This window comes from Lacibacter luteus, from assembly GCF_004118265.1.
GTDB classification, from domain to species: Bacteria; Bacteroidota; Bacteroidia; order Chitinophagales; family Chitinophagaceae; genus Lacibacter; species Lacibacter luteus.
In genome coordinates this window covers 324,131-341,212 of sequence record NZ_SDHW01000004.1, presented here as the reverse complement: position 1 = coordinate 341,212, position 17,082 = coordinate 324,131, and the positions used below count along the sequence as shown (strand labels likewise).

The 17,082-nt window shown below is 39.7% G+C and carries 12 protein-coding genes and 1 tRNA gene; 4 read left to right on the top strand and 9 right to left on the bottom strand.

The annotated features are described in order from the left end of the window. Positions 1-5: 5 nt before the first annotated feature. The 9 genes from ESA94_RS14820 to ESA94_RS14780 all read right to left on the bottom strand — a co-directional run bounded on the left by ESA94_RS14820 (position 6) and on the right by ESA94_RS14780 (position 12,279). Complete coding sequence (locus tag ESA94_RS14820; RefSeq protein ID WP_129131707.1) at positions 6-800, bottom strand: hypothetical protein; 795 nt, start codon at positions 798-800, stop codon at positions 6-8. A gap of 63 nt (positions 801-863) precedes the next feature. Next, positions 864-3,542: a methionine synthase gene (gene metH, locus ESA94_RS14815; RefSeq protein ID WP_129131706.1), complete on the bottom strand. Its 2,679-nt coding sequence runs from the start codon at positions 3,540-3,542 to the stop codon at positions 864-866. Positions 3,543-3,587: 45 nt separating this feature from the next. Beyond that, entirely contained in the window at positions 3,588-3,977 is a 390-nt protein-coding gene (locus tag ESA94_RS14810; protein ID WP_129131705.1) for a GxxExxY protein, read from the bottom strand. Positions 3,978-4,022: 45 nt separating this feature from the next. Beyond that, positions 4,023-5,039 (bottom strand): homocysteine S-methyltransferase family protein, encoded by a 1,017-nt coding sequence (locus ESA94_RS14805; protein WP_129131704.1) that lies wholly within the window; start codon positions 5,037-5,039, stop codon positions 4,023-4,025. A gap of 314 nt (positions 5,040-5,353) precedes the next feature. Continuing rightward, positions 5,354-5,740, bottom strand: a complete 387-nt coding sequence (locus tag ESA94_RS14800; RefSeq protein ID WP_129131703.1) for a hypothetical protein — start codon at positions 5,738-5,740, stop codon at positions 5,354-5,356. A 25-nt stretch (positions 5,741-5,765) separates the two neighbouring features. Then, positions 5,766-6,386 (bottom strand): recombination mediator RecR, encoded by a 621-nt coding sequence (gene recR / locus ESA94_RS14795; RefSeq protein WP_129131702.1) that lies wholly within the window; start codon positions 6,384-6,386, stop codon positions 5,766-5,768. 45 nt (positions 6,387-6,431) lie between these two features. Next, complete coding sequence (locus ESA94_RS14790; protein ID WP_129131701.1) at positions 6,432-7,853, bottom strand: Ig-like domain-containing protein; 1,422 nt, start codon at positions 7,851-7,853, stop codon at positions 6,432-6,434. A 178-nt stretch (positions 7,854-8,031) separates the two neighbouring features. After that, positions 8,032-11,187, bottom strand: coding sequence for an ATP-dependent helicase (locus tag ESA94_RS14785; protein ID WP_129131700.1), 3,156 nt, complete (start codon positions 11,185-11,187; stop codon positions 8,032-8,034). 432 nt (positions 11,188-11,619) lie between these two features. Continuing rightward, positions 11,620-12,279: a tetratricopeptide repeat protein gene (locus tag ESA94_RS14780; protein ID WP_129131699.1), complete on the bottom strand. Its 660-nt coding sequence runs from the start codon at positions 12,277-12,279 to the stop codon at positions 11,620-11,622. Between the two features lie 96 nt (positions 12,280-12,375). Here ESA94_RS14780 and ESA94_RS14775 point away from each other — a divergent pair. The 4 genes from ESA94_RS14775 (at position 12,376) to ESA94_RS14760 (ending at position 16,938) form a co-directional block, all read left to right on the top strand. After that, a tRNA-Arg gene (locus ESA94_RS14775) sits at positions 12,376-12,447 on the top strand. A 598-nt stretch (positions 12,448-13,045) separates the two neighbouring features. Further along, a complete protein-coding gene (locus ESA94_RS14770) occupies positions 13,046-14,401 on the top strand; it encodes a sigma-54-dependent transcriptional regulator (RefSeq protein WP_129131698.1) in 1,356 nt (451 codons plus the stop codon). A gap of 141 nt (positions 14,402-14,542) precedes the next feature. Next, positions 14,543-15,592, top strand: a complete 1,050-nt coding sequence (locus ESA94_RS14765) for a hybrid sensor histidine kinase/response regulator (protein ID WP_129131697.1) — start codon at positions 14,543-14,545, stop codon at positions 15,590-15,592. 206 nt (positions 15,593-15,798) lie between these two features. Then, positions 15,799-16,938 (top strand): FIST signal transduction protein, encoded by a 1,140-nt coding sequence (locus ESA94_RS14760; RefSeq protein WP_129131696.1) that lies wholly within the window; start codon positions 15,799-15,801, stop codon positions 16,936-16,938. The last annotated feature ends 144 nt before the right edge of the window (positions 16,939-17,082 follow it).

Below are 17,082 nucleotides of genomic sequence, written 5' to 3'. Positions count from 1 at the left end.
AATCCTCATTCTTCATTTGGCATTGCAACGGTTATCGTTTGGTTTTTGTTTAAACGAACGAAGACTTTGGTAAAAGATCTTACTGCTCTTCCTCCCTGTAAGTTAGGTTTCCATTGACAGGCTGTACGTAATTCATCAATAAAAAACTGGGCAAAGCTGGAGTAGTTTCCTTGTGTTAGTTCAATGCGTAAAAGGCAACTGCTTTTGCTGTCTACAAGTATGGAAAACAAGAACGCAGAATCTGCAGAAGAGTGTTGACTTTTTACATATTTATTTTGATAGGCTGATTGGATTTTTTGTTGAAGTGCTTTTACTCCTCCCTCATAGCCCCATGGCACCTCCACTTTTGTAAATACTATTTCGTCTGAATCATTTTTTATTTCAACCGGGCATTGGAACTCTATTTTGCAACGAATCGAATCAGGATATATAATACCCCTTACATAAGGAAATTCACTGCATTTATTTTTTGATAAAGAATCAATCTCTCTGTCTGGAAAGCGTATAGTTCCATATTTTTTCTGGAAAAAGTAATTGTCGCCAATAAAATTTAAGTCATAGGATTCATAGCTATTTGGAATGGAGTAGTTATAAGAATCAGCTTGCCAGATTCCTTTTCGATAAACATCAATGTGTTTTGATCCGTCGGCGTAATTAGAGAAGGAAATTTTCTCAACAAGAGTATTTTGTTTGAAGAACTGTTTAGATGAAGTGTTAGCGAAGAAGGTATCGATCGTTATCAGTTGAGCATTACCAATCAGGGAGTAAACCAAGAGAAAGATGGTTAGTTGCATTTTCATAGAAATAAAGCTACTATTTAGCTTCAATATAAAAACGCCCCGTGTTGCGGGGCGTTTTTATTATCATTCTAAGATCGGTCTTAGCCATCTCGTCACTTCTTCCAAACTCATTCCTTTACGTTTGGTATAATCTTCCAACTGATCGTTACTGATCTTTCCTACACCAAAATATTTACTGTCAGGGTGTGCAAAGTACCAACCACAAACAGATGAAGCAGGGAACATCGCCAGCGATTCGGTTAAATGAATACCGGTTGCTTCTTCGCCACCTAACAAACTAAACAGTTTGTATTTTTCTGTATGATCGGGACAAGCAGGATAACCCGGTGCCGGACGAATACCCATGTATTGTTCTTTGATGAGATCTTCATTCGTCAACACTTCATCTTTTGCATAACCCCAGAACTCTTTACGTGTACGTTCGTGCAAACACTCAGCAAATGCTTCTGCAAAACGATCGGCCAATGCCTGCAACGTAATCTTGCTGTAATCGTCATGTGCTGCTTCAAAACGTTTGATGTGTTCTTCAATGCCATGAATGGTTACGGAGAAAGCACCGAGGTAGTCGGTAGCCGATGGTTGTGAGTCGTTAGCCGGTTGAATAAAATCAGCTAAGGAAATGTTTGGTTGGCCTTCTGCTTTCTTGATCTGTTGACGAAGAAACTCCAATCGTACTTTGTCATTCGTACTTCGTACTTCCACACTGTCCTTCCCATCACTGTTCGCCGGCCAGAAACCAACTGTTCCTTTTGCGGTCAACCATTTTTCTGCAATGATCTTATCAAGCATTGCATTCGCATCGTTGTACAATTTTGTTGCTTCAGTACCAACAACTGCATCCGTTAAAATTGCAGGGAAGTTGCCATGCAGTTCCCATGCGATAAAGAATGGTTTCCAGTCGATATAATTTCTAAGCTCGTTTAAATCGTAATTATCGAACTGTTTTACACCGGTGAAGGTTGGAGTGACAGCTGTGAAATTTTTCCAGTCGATCTTTGTTTTATTGGCTTGTGCATCTTCTAACGACAGGAATTGTTTTACAACTTTCTTATTATTAAAATCATCACGCAGCTTGTCGTATTCTCCTTTGATGCCTTGCAGGAAAGCAGGTTTCTGCTCCTTGCTTAACAAACTGCCCGCAACAGTCACACTACGACTTGCATCCAACACATGAATCACACCATCATCATATTGTGGAGTAATTTTCACTGCCGTGTGCATACGTGAAGTAGTAGCGCCACCAATCAACAATGGTTGCTTCATTCCCCTGCGTTTCATTTCGTGTGCCACGTGCACCATTTCATCAAGCGAAGGCGTGATCAATCCACTCAAACCAATGATGTCTACATTTTCTTTTTGAGCAACATCTAAAATTTTATCAGTCGGCACCATTACACCAAGGTCAATGATGTTGTAACCGTTACAACCCAGCACCACACCCACAATGTTTTTACCAATATCATGCACATCACCTTTTACGGTGGCCAATAAAATAGTTGGTGCGTTGCTTGCTTCCTGTTTTTCTGCTTCGATAAAAGGAGTTAACCAGGCAACACTCTTCTTCATTACACGTGCACTCTTCACCACCTGTGGTAAAAACATTTTACCTGCACCAAACAGATCGCCTACAACACTCATGCCTGCCATCAACGGTCCTTCAATTACTTCCAACGGACGGTTGTATTGCAATCTTGCTTCTTCGGTATCAACATCAATGTACTCGGTAATACCATTCACCAATGCATGCTTCAAACGTTCTTCAACGGAAGCGTTGCGCCAAGCTTCATCTTTTACTTCTGCTTTGCCTTTTGCTTTTACTGTTTCAGCAAATGCAATGAGTTTATCGGTGGCTTCGTTGTTATCGTTGTTACGGTTGAGAATTACATCTTCACACAACTCTCTTAACTGCGGTTCAATTTCATCGTACACCACCAACTGACCGGCATTCACAATACCCATGTCCATGCCTTCCTTAATGGCATAGTAAAGGAACACACTGTGCATGGCTTCACGCACATGATCGTTACCACGGAAAGAGAAAGAAAGATTACTTACACCACCACTGATCTTAGTGAGCGGCATCAGTTGTTTGATCTCTCTTGTAGCTTCAATAAAATCAACACCATAGTTGTTGTGTTCTTCCATACCCGTTGCCAACGCAAAAATGTTCGGGTCGAAGATGATATCCTGTGCATCGAAACCAACCTGCTCCGTTAAGATCTTATAAGCACGGTGACAAATTTCTACTTTACGTTGTTTGGTATCTGCTTGCCCTACTTCATCAAACGCCATTACAACAACAGCCGCACCATACATGCGACAGATGCGTGCCTGCTCAATAAACTTGTCAACTCCTTCTTTCATGGAGATAGAGTTCACAATACATTTACCCTGCACACATTTCAAACCTGCTTCAATGATCTCGAATTTCGAAGAGTCGATCATCACCGGAATTTTGGCAATATCGGGTTCACTTTGCAAGAGGTTGATGAAGGTGGTCATGGCCTGCACACCATCGAGCAAGGCATCATCCATGTTTACATCAATCACCTGTGCACCGTTCTCCACTTGCTGACGTGCAATACTCAATGCCTCTTCGTATTTGTTTTCTTTGATGAGGCGTGCAAATTTCTTTGAGCCGGTAACATTGGTACGTTCACCAACATTCAAAAAGTTTGTTTCAGGACGAACGACTAAAGGTTCTAATCCTGAAAAGCGGCTGTATGGTTTAATACTGTTCATGTTTTTTGAACCACCAAGACACGAAGTCGCAAAGTGGCACTAAGTTTATAAGATTAATCTTTTTATTCCTTCTTTCATTAGAGGCACATGGAAGTTGAGAAGAAACCCTAATCTTTTCTGAGATAATTTCAGGTAGCTTAAGATCTGAGCTTCCCACACAGGATGATAATTTTCCTGTGCTTTAAATTCCACAATAACCAAGTTATCAACTAAAAGATCTAATCGAAGGCCGTCGTCAATTTTTAATGCTTGATAAATGATCGGCACCTCTTTTTCTTTTTGAAATGGTATTTCTCTTTGGTTCAATTCATAATAAAAACACTTGGCGTACACACTTTCTAACAAACCTGGTCCAAGTTCTTTGTGAATCTTGATGGCGATATCAACAATTTCACTCGCAAGAAATTCTTCTTGCTCACTCAGTAATTTATACATAGGCTTTGTGCTACTTCGTGTTTTTAGTGTCTTTGTGGTTCAACCTTAAAAAGTCGCTTCTACCACAGGCAATTCTCTCGGCTGAATTTTTCTTACATGCTCGGCAATATGTTTAATATGATCAGGTGTGGTGCCACAACATCCACCAACGATATTCACCCAACCTTCTTCTGCCCATTCTTCTAAATAATGACCGGTATCTTCCGGACGTTCATCGTACTCACCCATAGCATTTGGTAAACCTGCGTTGGGATAAGCCGATACATAACAGGAAGCAATTTGTGATAATTCTTCAATATGCGGACGCATTTCATGTGCACCCAATGCACAGTTTAAACCAATGCTCAATGGTTTGGCATGCATCACCGAAATATAAAAAGCTTCGAGTGTTTGCCCGCTGAGGGTACGGCCACTTGCATCGGTAATGGTTCCGCTGATCATGATCGGCAACTCAGGCTTTTGCTGATCGGCAAAATATTTCTTCACAGCGAAGATGGCAGCCTTTGCATTGAGCGTATCGAAAATGGTTTCGATCAACAACACATCAACACCACCATCAACCAATCCTTTGATCTGTTCGTAATAAGCAGCTACCACTTCATCGAACGTAACTGCACGATAACCAGGGTTGTTTACATCGGGCGAAAGCGATAATGTTTTATTCAACGGCCCGATAGCACCAGCAACAAACTTTGTGCTTTGGGTAGATGGATTTTCTGCATTGTATTCTTCAATCGCTTTTCTTGCACATTGTGCCGATGCAACATTCAATTCATACGCCAGCGATTGCATTTCATAATCGGCTTGTGCTATACTGGTGCTGCTGAATGTATTTGTTTCGATGATATCGGCACCTGCATTTAAATATTGTTTATGAATACCGGTAATGATCTGCGGTTGTGTAATGCTCAACAGATCGTTATTGCCTTTTACATCGGAATGCCAGTCTTTAAAACGTTCGCCACGGTAATCGGCTTCCTGTAATTTATGCCGCTGGATCATGGTGCCCATTGCGCCATCGATAACGAGGATTCTTTTTTCGAGTTCTTTTCTGATGTCCATAACTAAGCTATTTGCTGTTGGCTGTGAGCGATAAGCAAAACAGTTCAACAGAATGATCAAATGATGCAGTGTTACGCACTGCAAACAGACGAATTGAGTATAAACGCTGGAGAAAACCGGTGAGAGTTTTTGTAACGTTTATTAGTTCTGAATGTATTTCTCGACTCCGCTCGAAATACGAGCAAATGGTTAGACTTGGCTCACCACTTACTCCGGCCGAACAATAAACAAATCCGCCTGAATAATGTGCAAATGTAAATGAAAAAACCGCATCAGCAATGATGCGGTTTTTCGGCTATAATAATGTCTGGTCTTCAGTTCTTAACGAAATATACTTTGTCGTCCTGGCCTGCATTATCATCTTTCAGCTTTAACGAAGTAGTGGTCTTTTCTGTTTTCAGCCAATCGCCATTCAAACCGGAGAGAACAGGATCGCTGCCAAAGTTGAGTGTGAGTTTGGTAGCCGTTTCGCTCCAGGTACCCGTAACCATCGATGTGCTGGTATGTGCCATAATGCTGCCGCCGCTGTTGAACATAAAAATGTATGAAGTGAAACTGGAGGTTTCATCCTTTGTATCCCAGTAATAATTGATGCGCCAGGTTCCGCTCTGGAGATCAACATTGTTGTTGGTTGTTGTTTCTTTTTTACAGGAAACCATGCAAACAAACAAAACAGTATAAAGTGAAAGACGAAGTAGCATAATTGTTGATTGTATAAGATTTGTTTTATTTCATACTCACATAGCTTGCAACAGGCTGACGGTTCTGTAAGCTTCTTGCGAGTGTTAATTCATCGGCATATTCCAGTTCGCCACCAAAGGCAATACCACGGGCAATGGTGGTTATTTTAATGGGGTGCTCTTTTAATTTTTTGCTGATGTAGAACAAAGTTGTATCGCCCTGAATATTCGGGTTGAGTGCAAAAATGAGCTCTTCCACTTCATCTTCTTTAATACGATGCAGCAAAGCTTCAATGGTTAACTGATCGGGACCAACACCATCGAGCGGTGATATTACTCCGCCCAATACATGATACAAACCGTTAAACTGCTGGGTACTTTCGATGGCAATCACATCACGGATGTTTTCTACCACACACACAATTTGTTTTTTACGGGATATATTGCTGCAGATATTACACACTTCTGTATCGGACACGTTACAGCATTTTGTACAGAACTTAATTTCCTTACGCATGCGGGCAAGTGTATCTGCAAAAAACTGTGTTTCTTCTGCCGGTTGTTTAATAAGATGCAGTACCAGTCGCAATGCTGTTTTTTTGCCAATGCCGGGTAGTTTCGCAAACTCATTTACAGCCTGCTCAAGTAAAGAAGAGGAAAAAGACATACAACGAAAGTACGAAGGAACACAGAATTTGGTTTACAGAAGAAGCTATTGCTTTCTTGTTGCTGTGCCTGAAGCCGCAGCATCGATCACCAGCTCATTATCCCAGTTCTCTTTTACAAGCACATCTTTGTTGATGGGTTGTACCAACTCCGGCTGACGTTTTGGTTTTGCAAAATAATCGCCTGCATCCCAAACGCCGTTGTTGTTTACATCGTAAAGGATAGCAATTTTATAGTTGCCCGGTTTAAACAGCTTCCTGTAAAACTCTTTGCCGTTAAAAGGATAACCGCCAACAAGATCTTTGTTGTTATAGAACAACAGCACAGGGTGACTGCCTGTATCGATACCTGTAAAACGGATACGCAGCGATCCATATTCTTTTTCGGCTTTTACACGAAAAGCAAGTGTATCAACTTTAAGAACAGCTAAACCACTGGTATCTGCTGCATAGCCTTTATCGAGAAAGAGTTGGTATTTCGATCCCGGCTTCCAGTTATTGATGATCTGTATTTGTTTGCGTACAGAATCGTTTTTAATTGTGAGGTTGCTGATGGTTTGCACAGAATCCTGCACCAGTTTTATTTTCGATACATCCAATGTTCGAACAGGCTTGGGAAATGCAATGGTAAATGTGTCGAGGAAATCGAAAGCACCTGCTGCAACATTTGCGTTGCCGATCAATCCTTTTGCTTTATCAACAGCGGTTGATTGCATCTTCGGTTTTTGCTTTTCTGCGGCAAAAGCATAGAGTTGTACAGGAGCGGTTGTTGCTCCGATTGTTACGGCAGAATCAAGAAAAGCAAACTGCTCAAGCGGCGAGCTGTAACGCTTGTCGCCATCTTCTTCTTTCAGTGCATATACATAAAACTGTCCTGCAGGCAGGTTGGAAAAACGAAAATTGCCCTGCGCATCTACTCTTGCAACATACATGGGCTTTTCTTTGGAAACAGTAGAGTCTTCCTGTTTTTTATACAGAAGAGCAAACATAGTGCTGTCGGTTTCGCCTGTTTCAGCTAAAATAATTTTACCGCTTAACGAGTTGCTGTCGATACTGGCACCTGTTGAAAAGCTGAACTCAAAATTCTTCAGCACATTGCCTTCGTTCAAATCAACAATGGCGTCGCCAAAGTTGATGTTGTAGGTTGTGTTGGGCAGTAACGAATCTTTTAAGCGAACCGTTACAGTGCGGAGTTTGTATTCGTACACCGGCTCTTTTACCGGATAAGGTGAGATGATGATTTTTTCGTTGGCATTCTTCAGCTCCACAAATTCATCAAACACAATGGTGATCTTTTGTTCTTTAACAAACGTGCCGGAGTCTTTGGGCGAAGATGCAACAGCAACAGGTGGTAAACTATCTCTTGGTCCGCCGCTCGGAGGCACAATATTGGCACAACCTGAACCGCTGAACAAACCAATAAACAAAGCACCGAAAAAGAAGAGTGATATAATTCTGCCTGCTGTCATAGAAGTTGCAAACTTAGGCTAATTGTACGAACCGTGATTTTGGCGGGGAGAAGGATTAACAAGGTTTTGGTAGAGTTCGTTTGATGTTCGGCTTAGATAAGGGGGCGCAAAGTAAAAACGCAGAGACTTGTAAAAATCTCTGCGTTAAACTCTTATTCTCTTTTCTCAGCGCCAAAGCTTACGCTGCATCTTCATCCTCTAACTCATGCAATGCCACCGCCATTTCATTTGTTTTTACAAAATTGCACCAATGGCAATCTTCTTTGCCACAGCCGATATAAAATTCCCTGTTCTGAATTTTCTCCCATACCGATACGATCTGTTGTGTTACCGTTTCAATATCGGCCGGAGTAATAACGATCTTTTCCTTGCGGTATTCTTTTTTCTTATCAGGTTCTACAAAATCAAATTCTGTACTTACTACTTTCCAGTCTTTTGCTTCGTAATTATCAACAAGAATTTTGTAGAACACTGCCTGGCGCCAGTAATCGCCACCATCGGGTTGTTTATCGTTAGGGCCTTTTAATTTGTCTTTTGCTTTCTCCACATCACCTGTTTTGTAATCAACCACATTTACTGCTTTTCCGTCAAACTCCAGTTTATCCAGCTTTCCCTTTAACGGAACGCCTTTAATGGTTACGTTGCGGATGTTGCGTTCAATAGCCACAATTTTCGAAAAGCTGTTGATGTATTTATCGTAGTAATTACTCAACACTTCCACGCCGTATTCCATACGTCGGTTAAACTGTTCCCTGGTAAAGCTTTCTCGGTGGCGACGCATATACCATTCGAAGTCTGCAATAAACTGTTCTTTGGAATGGAAACTGTCTGTTTTGCTTTCCTGCATTTTACGGAACAACTGTTCCAATGCATGATGCACCGATGAGCCGAATTCTGTTGCTTCGTTTTTTGGCGATGGGATGCGGATGAGATTTTTAAAATAAAAATCCAACGGACACTTCAGGTAGTTGTTGAGCGCTGTTACATTCATTACAAATTTTTCCAGTATGGGCGCAATGAACTGCTCTTCAATTTTATCAATTTCAGGAGCTTGTGCTTCACCAAACAGCAAAGCTGTAAACTCATTTAATACTTCCGGCGCTAATACTACAGGAATATCTGTTAGCGGCTGCTCTTCTTTTATTTCTTCCAGGAACATTGACGGTTCCATTTCCTTACCATCGTTTTTAAAACGACTGTAGGAAAGTGTAAGATGCGTTTCGGCCCTTGTCATTGCCACATAAAACAAACGGCGGAGTTCTTCAACCGAACTTTCTTTGTCATCTGCTGCAGTAAAGAAAAGATTTTCGGGTAGTTTATATCCTTTGTTGTTATTCTTTTTCTTTTCCCAGAAAGCAGAGTTACAACCGGCAACAAATACATGTTCAAATTCCAGGCCTTTTGAGCCATGTGCCGTAAGCAGGTTGATGCCGTTTTCGCTGCCGCTTACCTGTACCAATGGTAGTGAAAGACCTTCTTTTTCCATCAGCTCAATAATGGAAATCAATCCTTCGAGGTTCAGCATTGGGTTGCGTCTTGTTTCTTCTTTCACAAAATCAAATAAACCCGTAAGCACTTTCAGCAACCAATGTTTATCGGGGCTTTGCATAATGTATTTAAGAATACCCGTTTCCCGAACGCAGTTTTCGAAGAGATGTTGCAATGTAACATTCGGTACATCGCCAATGAGTTTTTCAAACATGCGGCTTGCATCTTTTAAGCCGTGATGGATGCCTTGCGAAAAAAGATCTTTTGCAGGTGCATGTGCTTTTTCGTACAATAATCTGCGAAGCGATGTCCTGTTCTCTCCGAATTGTAAACCCGATACTTCTACTGTTAATTTTGCAATTTCAACAGGTGGAATATGAAACCAATTGAAGTGCAGTAATTCAAAAAGCATTTCATCGCCACCGTACGGTATATCGTGTTCGGCAGCAAGGTATTTAAGAATAAGAATGATTTTTTGTGCAAGTGGTAACTCCAAAATATTCAAATGCCGCTTGCTGTAAAATGGTACCGCTAAGTGATTGAAGTAATGGGTTAATTCTTCGCCATACTTATTTTCTTTATAGATGATTGCAATATGGCCAGGTACCACACCTGCAGCAATTAACTGTTGCACCTGCAGTGTAAGGTCGATCATTTCTTCCCGTTGTGTCTGGTACACTTTAATTGCAGGAGCATGCGCAATGTTTGCGAGTTTGCTGTTTGCTGATTGCAGATCTTTACTGAGATTGGGCAGTTGTTTGGTTAAACGTTCGTTGTTGCGGTCAATGATTGCTTTTGAACTGTCGAGTATGGTTTGTGTACTTCGATAGTTGCTGGTAAGCACAACCGTTAACAGATCGTTGCTGTAGTTGTTGGCGAAGTCGAGCATGTTGCTCACGTTTGCACCCTGGAAACGGAAAATGCTCTGATCGTCATCACCCACAACAAATACATTCGGCTGTTGCCAGTAGCTGATGAGTAATTCCACAATTCGGTTTTGTGTGCCACTCGAATCCTGGAACTCATCAACTAATATGTATTGAAACTGCTCCTGGTAATTAGCCAGCATGTTTTTGTTTTCTTCAAACGCTTTAATTACCCAGGTGATCATGTCATCAAAATCGTAACGGTTACGATTACGCATTAGTTTCTGGAAACGATCGAACTCATTTACAGCCGCACGGAGTTTTTCCATGCGTTCGGTTTCTTCTTCCAGCTTTTCTTTTTTTACATCACCTGCGTTGAATTGTTTGTACTTGCGTTTGTATATAAACTCATCACGTGTTGGCAGGTCTTTCAGGTATTCATCAATTTTGCCAATAATGAAGTCAGGTGTCCAGCCTTCTCGTTTCATTGTGCTGAACAATTTATCGAGGTTGGTAATTTCGTAATACACATCACCACGGTAACGTTTCAGCAGATGATTTTTTGGAAAGGAATCAATCAACTCTTTAAAAAGTTCGATCTTTTCTAAATCGGAAAGTGGATCGAGCGCTGTTTTTTCAAACTGCGAAAGATTTTCCTGTATTACATCGTTACAAAAAGCATGATAGGTATAGATGTTTACTTTATATGCGTCGGTGCCAATAAATTTAAGCAGGCGTTTACGCATGGCTACCACACCGGCATCGGTATAAGTAAGACAGAGGATGTTTTGAGGCAATGCATCGGTTTCGAGCAAAATTTTTCCAATACGGCTGGCAAGGATCTGGGTTTTGCCTGTACCGGGCCCGGCAATTACCATTACGGGTCCTTCAATACGGTCAACAGCCAGCTTTTGCTGTTCATTCAAACGCTCATATTCTTCCAGAAATTTCTGCCGGAGCTTTTCATTTGCAATAGACATGTAGTAAAGTTAGTTTTCTCTTTTGGTTTGACTCTGAGATGTTTAGCCCTTTAAATTTACCCGAATGTTTGCTTTTGTGGATAATAGTTTGATAAATTCTTCAACAAGCAGACAAAACAATTGCCTTGTTTCTCTATCTTGAAACAGTTAAAAAAAGCCCGTTTTTAAAATCCAGACTTAAACGTCACTAAGCCGTCTTTTTCTTAAGAGAGAGGCGGTTTTGCTTTGGTGGGGCAGGGGATATACCCTAAAAGTGGTATTTTTTAGAAGAAGCGGCGGAGGTATTTTTACAGCATAGTAGGTTTTATAGCCGTTGTTTTTCCTTACCACACCCGCTGATTTATCAGCTTTCCTGTAAAGAGTTTAAAGAGGCAGGAATTCCAGCTATCTGAGTTTGCAAATACCTTTCGTTTCTGCCTCTTAACTTTTACCTTATCCCGGAAGACGGGAAATATATTTCTCCATTTGTTTTATCTGATCGGCAATTTGCTGCGTTGTTGGTTTTAACGCTTTTGCCTTACGGAAATAATCTTTAGCAGCACGGAACTCTCGCTTGTTCATCATAATACTGCACATCTGGAGGTTGGCAGCTGCTTGGTTTTCTTTATCGGGCAATCCTTTACGCAAAGCCTGGCGGATATAGCTTTCAGCCTGTTTAAAATTATTCTTCTGCATAGCCAGCATACCCATTTGTAAAAGACTTGCACCTTCGGTGCCCTGCATCAGCGATGAACCGGAGCCGAGGTCCATGCCCTTCTTCATCATTTTTTCTGCGCCATCAAAATCCTGCTTCATCATGGCAATATTGCCTTTCAACGTGTAGAATACAGAACGGATAGGTTTAAAAAGAAGATTAGGAAAAGTAACTGAGTTGAGGATTTTTTCAGCACCATCCATGTCGCCTGCTTCCATGTATTCCTGGATAAGGCGTAACGGGCCAAAAAAGAAATGACCAACAATACTGATTAACGCAACAAGGTAAATAATGAAAGAAGACCAAAAGCTGGTATAATAATGCACTACGCCTGCAATAACCAATAAAACGATTCCGATTATGAGCCTGTAGCGGATATAAACATTTAATAATTTCATACGTCGACAAATTGGGCAGCAAAGGTAGGGTTTGACGGCAGATTTGCGATTGGCGATTGCTGATTTATGTTATTTTTGCCCTCCTTTTTAAATTCCGGTCCCGTAGTTCAATGGATAGAATAGAAGTTTCCTAAACTTTAGATACAGGTTCGATTCCTGTCGGGACTACAGAATTAATTATTAAACAAAAGCCCTGCAGGAATAAACATTGCAAGGCTTTTGTTTTTAATAAATGCTTCATTGATGCAGTAGCCAAAAGATAAAATCGGGAGTCTCTTAAGTACCTTCTGCTTACTTTCTTTGTTTTTAAAGGGGAATACAGGACTAAAAATGCCAATCAGCCTGATCTTTGTTTTACAAAATGTGCAAACATTACAGGATGCTTTTGTGCAATTGAAGATGCCGTTGACACGGCAGTTCTAAATTTATTCAGCAGGATACAGTAACTTAATTGAGTTTTACCAGGGTTGAATTACAGTTTTCAAGGTACACGATTAAAAAAGTGGGTTTTGGGTAACCGGATTAAAAACGAGAACAATTATTTGTCTATAGAGTACGGGATTTAATATGACATCTATATATTGTATTTTGGGTAAGTACTTTCAGCGTTATTGTGTTTAACTCAAGATTTCAAAGCTGATGCCAAATGATAACTATATAAAAATCAAATGCTTAAAAAATTGCATTCTTTATTCTTGTCTAATTATTGGAAATAGTCCAATTTTTGTACTATCCTTGAACTGAAAAACCGATAAACAAATTGACTATGGCCTACACTATTTTTATAGTAGAAGACGATCCCTGGTATGGGGAAATATTAGCTTATCATCTTTCATTAAACCCCGATTATAAGATTACCCGATTTGAAACTGCAAAAGATTGTCTTGCAAAACTTTCAGCAAAGCCCGATCTTATTACCATCGACTTTTCTTTACCAGATATGAAAGGGGACGAGTTATTTAAAAAAGTAAGAGAGATTTATCCTTCCGTTCCTGTTATTATTATAAGTGCACAGGAAGAAGTTTCGGTAGCAGTAAACCTCTTGAAGCTGGGTGTTACGGATTACCTGGTAAAAGATGAAGCAACAAAAGATCTTTTATGGAACAGCGTTATTCGTATAAAGGAAAACCAATCGCTTAAAAAAGAAGTAGAACATTTGAGGGAGGAGTTGGGACAAAAATACTCATTTCAAAAAACGATTATTGGCCAGAGCGAAAATTTGAAGCGTGTATTTACAATGATGGAAAAGGCTGTTAAAACAAATATCAATGTATCGGTAACAGGCGAAACGGGTACGGGTAAGGAAGTAGTGGCTAAAGCCATTCATTATAACAGTGAAAAAAGAAAGAAAAACTTTGTGGCAGTAAACATGGCTGCAATTCCGAAAGAGTTAATTGAAAGCGAATTGTTTGGTCATGAAAAAGGCGCATTTACAGGAGCTGTTTCACGTAAAGCCGGAAAATTTGAAGAAGCAAATGGCGGTTCGATTTTTCTTGATGAAATAGCTGAGTTGGATCTGAGTCTGCAAAGCAAATTACTTCGGGTATTGCAGGAGAGAGAGGTAATAAGAGTTGGCGGAAATGAAAAAATAAAACTTGATGTGCGTTTAATTGTAGCAACACATAAAAACCTGGCCGATGAAGTAAAGAAGGGAAACTTTAGAGAAGATCTCTACTTCCGCATTATGGGTTTACCAATTGAGCTGCCACCCCTGAGAGAAAGAGGAAATGATGTATTGATTCTTGCCAAACACTTTGCCGATGATTTTGCTAAAGAAAATAAACTTGGTAATATTCAGTTTTCAAAAGAGGCCAAAGAGAAATTATTAAAATATCATTTTCCTGGAAATGTGCGGGAACTAAAAGCTGTAACTGAATTAGGTATTGTAATGTGTGAGGATAATGAAATAAAAGCCGACGACATTACTTTTACTTCCACAAAAACAGACGATTTGTTTATTCCGGAATATAAAACACTCAGGCAGCATACCTGCGATATTATTAACCATTACCTGAAAAAAAATAGTAACGATGTGGTGGCTACAGCAAAAGCATTGGATATTGGCAAAAGCACTATTTACAAAATGATACAGGAGGGTGAAATTGAAGTAGCAAATAATTAATTCCAGAATTTGTAAAGCTGTTTAAATAATAGAAGCTGGTTATTGAATTTATAAAATTGTTGATTTTTTGTTGGCGGATTAGGTTTCTGAATTGGCAGAAATCTGACCAATGATTGTGATGTATAACTTAAGACAACTGTTATGGCGGGTAATTTGAAAGTGCTTTTTGTAGACGACGATGATTTTAGCAGAGCTTACTATAGTAAGATTCTGGAGCTGGCAGGCTTCGGAAACGTAAGTTTATTGGAAAATGGTTCGCAGCTGATAGATGCTTTACAAGATAAACCAGATATCATATTCCTCGATTATCAACTTAACGATTATAATGGATCGGAGTTGCTCGAAAAAATTAATCAAAGAAGTCCTGAAACGCTTACTGTAATTCTTAGTTCACAGCAAGATGTAAAAATATCGGTTGAACTGATGAATAACGGAGCTTTCGATTATGTAGTAAAAAGCGAACAGGATGTAGATAAGTTTAAACAGATTTTTGAAAGAGTTACGGAGTTACAGTCGCCGGTTCTAAAGTCGCTTGGTTCGCTTCGGTATGCTTATATGGCTCAAAAAGAAAAAACAAAGGCACAGGAAGCGTTTGCATCGGAATTACACGACAGTATTAACCCCCTTTTATCAATATCAAAGCTGTTTCTCGAAATGGCATTGAATAACCCGGCTAAATCCGGCGATTACATAAACGAGTCGAAAGAAATTATTACATCAGCAATAGAGGAGGTAAGAAACCTTACGCACCAGGTTTTCTTTAACAGACAACAGGCAGAAAATCTGGAAACACAGCTAGGGAAATTTCTTCATTTACTGGAGAAACAAAGTATGATCCTGTTTGATATACGAGTTGATATACAAGATTTAAACAACGTTTTATCTCCAGCAGAACAAAACGATTTTTTAATGCTTTTTAAAGAAATCGTAAACAACCTGATTAAGTATTCAGAAACAGAAAAAGCCGAAATTAAAATAGAAAAAGATAAACACTACCTCAACTTAATTGTAAAAGATTACGGCAAAGGTTTCGATAGCTCTCAAATATCCTCAGGTATAGGAATGAACAGCATTACGCAACGTATTCACCGGTTAAAGGGAACTTATGTGTTAAGTTCTAAGCCGGGCGAAGGTTGTTGCTGGAGTATAAACATTCCGGTTAATGGGTTGCATTCTGCAACGTTTACTTAGCTAGCTAGCAGTAGCACATTTTCACAAAAAAGAAAGGGTTTTAGAAAACGAAACCAGTCCAGAAAATGGATTTTTTTCTAAATTCCGGAAAAAGGATTACTGTTTCGTTTATCGTAAGCTAATGATTTTCATTTGCTTAAAACTGTTTTTTTGTTTGGTTAGTAGTTTGTACTGTTTAAGGATTTTAAATTTTCTCCAAAGAGTAAATGAATACATCAATTTATAGGTTGACAGACAGTACTTGGAATTTACACCCAAACAGCCAATCCGTCAATCCTAATGAAGCCAACCTTGTGCTTTGTTTTTCGGCAAAAGCTCTTTTGGAAACTGAAGAAATTTACAATACACTCAGGTCTAAATTTTCTACAGCAGAGATTGCTTTTTGCAGTACTGCAGGTGAAATTTATCAAAACGAAGTGTTCGATAATTCATTTATAGCAGTAGCAATACAATTTGAAAAAACAAAAGTAATTGCAGCATCTGTTAACATCAGCAACTATTCAAACACACAAGAAGCGGCAATAAGCTTAGCATCAAAATTACCATCGGAGAATCTTGCACATGTGCTTGTGTTTTCAGATGGTGCACTTGTAAACGGAAGCGAATTGGTTAAGGGATTAACTACGCAGTTGCCGCAAAATATTTTAATTACAGGCGGGCTTGCCGGCGATGCTGCAAACTTCAACTCTACTTTAGTAGGTTTAAACAAACAGCCTGCGCATGGCGAAATTGTAGCAATTGGTTTATATGGAAGTAATATAAAAATTACACATGGCTCGCAAGGTGGGTGGGAAATGTTTGGGTTGGAAAAAAGGGTAACCAGATCGTCTGCAAATGTGCTCATGGAAATTGAAGGACAAAATGCACTTGATCTTTATAAAAAGTATTTAGGAAAAGAAGCCCATAACCTTCCATCCTCTGCATTACTTTTTCCTCTTTCAGTAACAATTCCCGATGCAAAAAAACCGCTTGTACGTACAATACTTTCTGTAAACGAAAAGGAAAAGCTGATGATTTTTGCAGGGGATATTCCTGTAGGTTCAACAGTAAGGTTTATGAAGTCCACCTTCGATAAGCTAATAGCAGCAGCAGACCAGGCAGCAGCATTAACGGTTACAGGGCATAAAAAAATGCCATCCTTTTCATTGCTTATTAGCTGTGTTGGTCGTAAATTAATATTAGCCGATAAAGTAGTTGAAGAAGTAAAAGCTGTTCAACAATCGTACACTAATGAAACAGTAATGGCGGGGTTTTATTCGTACGGCGAAATTTCTCCTTTTAACGAAGGCGGTAATTGCCAGTTACACAACCAAACCATGACGATAACTTCTTTTTACGAAGACTAAAATTCAGCTCCAATTGCAAACATCAGTACGAAATGCGTCTGCAAAATGTAATAACTAAAAGCTGAGCAACGATAAACAAAATTGACCGGTCAAAGAAAGGATGCAACTGCTCATGTTGTATCAACAAATTGTTCCGTAATGTTA

What these genes read in the sequence shown, in the direction of transcription:
- ESA94_RS14785 (WP_129131700.1), bottom strand. Translation starts at nt 11,187, where the DNA reads ATGTCTATTGCAAATGAAAAGCTCCGGCAGAAATTTCTGGAAGAATAT.
- ESA94_RS14760 (WP_129131696.1), top strand. Translation starts at nt 15,799, where the DNA reads ATGAATACATCAATTTATAGGTTGACAGACAGTACTTGGAATTTACAC.
- ESA94_RS14780 (WP_129131699.1), bottom strand. Translation starts at nt 12,279, where the DNA reads ATGAAATTATTAAATGTTTATATCCGCTACAGGCTCATAATCGGAATC.
- recR (WP_129131702.1), bottom strand. Translation starts at nt 6,386, where the DNA reads ATGTCTTTTTCCTCTTCTTTACTTGAGCAGGCTGTAAATGAGTTTGCG.
- ESA94_RS14765 (WP_129131697.1), top strand. Translation starts at nt 14,543, where the DNA reads ATGGCGGGTAATTTGAAAGTGCTTTTTGTAGACGACGATGATTTTAGC.
- ESA94_RS14800 (WP_129131703.1), bottom strand. Translation starts at nt 5,740, where the DNA reads ATGCTACTTCGTCTTTCACTTTATACTGTTTTGTTTGTTTGCATGGTT.
- ESA94_RS14790 (WP_129131701.1), bottom strand. Translation starts at nt 7,853, where the DNA reads ATGACAGCAGGCAGAATTATATCACTCTTCTTTTTCGGTGCTTTGTTT.
- ESA94_RS14820 (WP_129131707.1), bottom strand. Translation starts at nt 800, where the DNA reads ATGAAAATGCAACTAACCATCTTTCTCTTGGTTTACTCCCTGATTGGT.
- ESA94_RS14810 (WP_129131705.1), bottom strand. Translation starts at nt 3,977, where the DNA reads ATGTATAAATTACTGAGTGAGCAAGAAGAATTTCTTGCGAGTGAAATT.
- ESA94_RS14770 (WP_129131698.1), top strand. Translation starts at nt 13,046, where the DNA reads ATGGCCTACACTATTTTTATAGTAGAAGACGATCCCTGGTATGGGGAA.
- metH (WP_129131706.1), bottom strand. Translation starts at nt 3,542, where the DNA reads ATGAACAGTATTAAACCATACAGCCGCTTTTCAGGATTAGAACCTTTA.
- ESA94_RS14805 (WP_129131704.1), bottom strand. Translation starts at nt 5,039, where the DNA reads ATGGACATCAGAAAAGAACTCGAAAAAAGAATCCTCGTTATCGATGGC.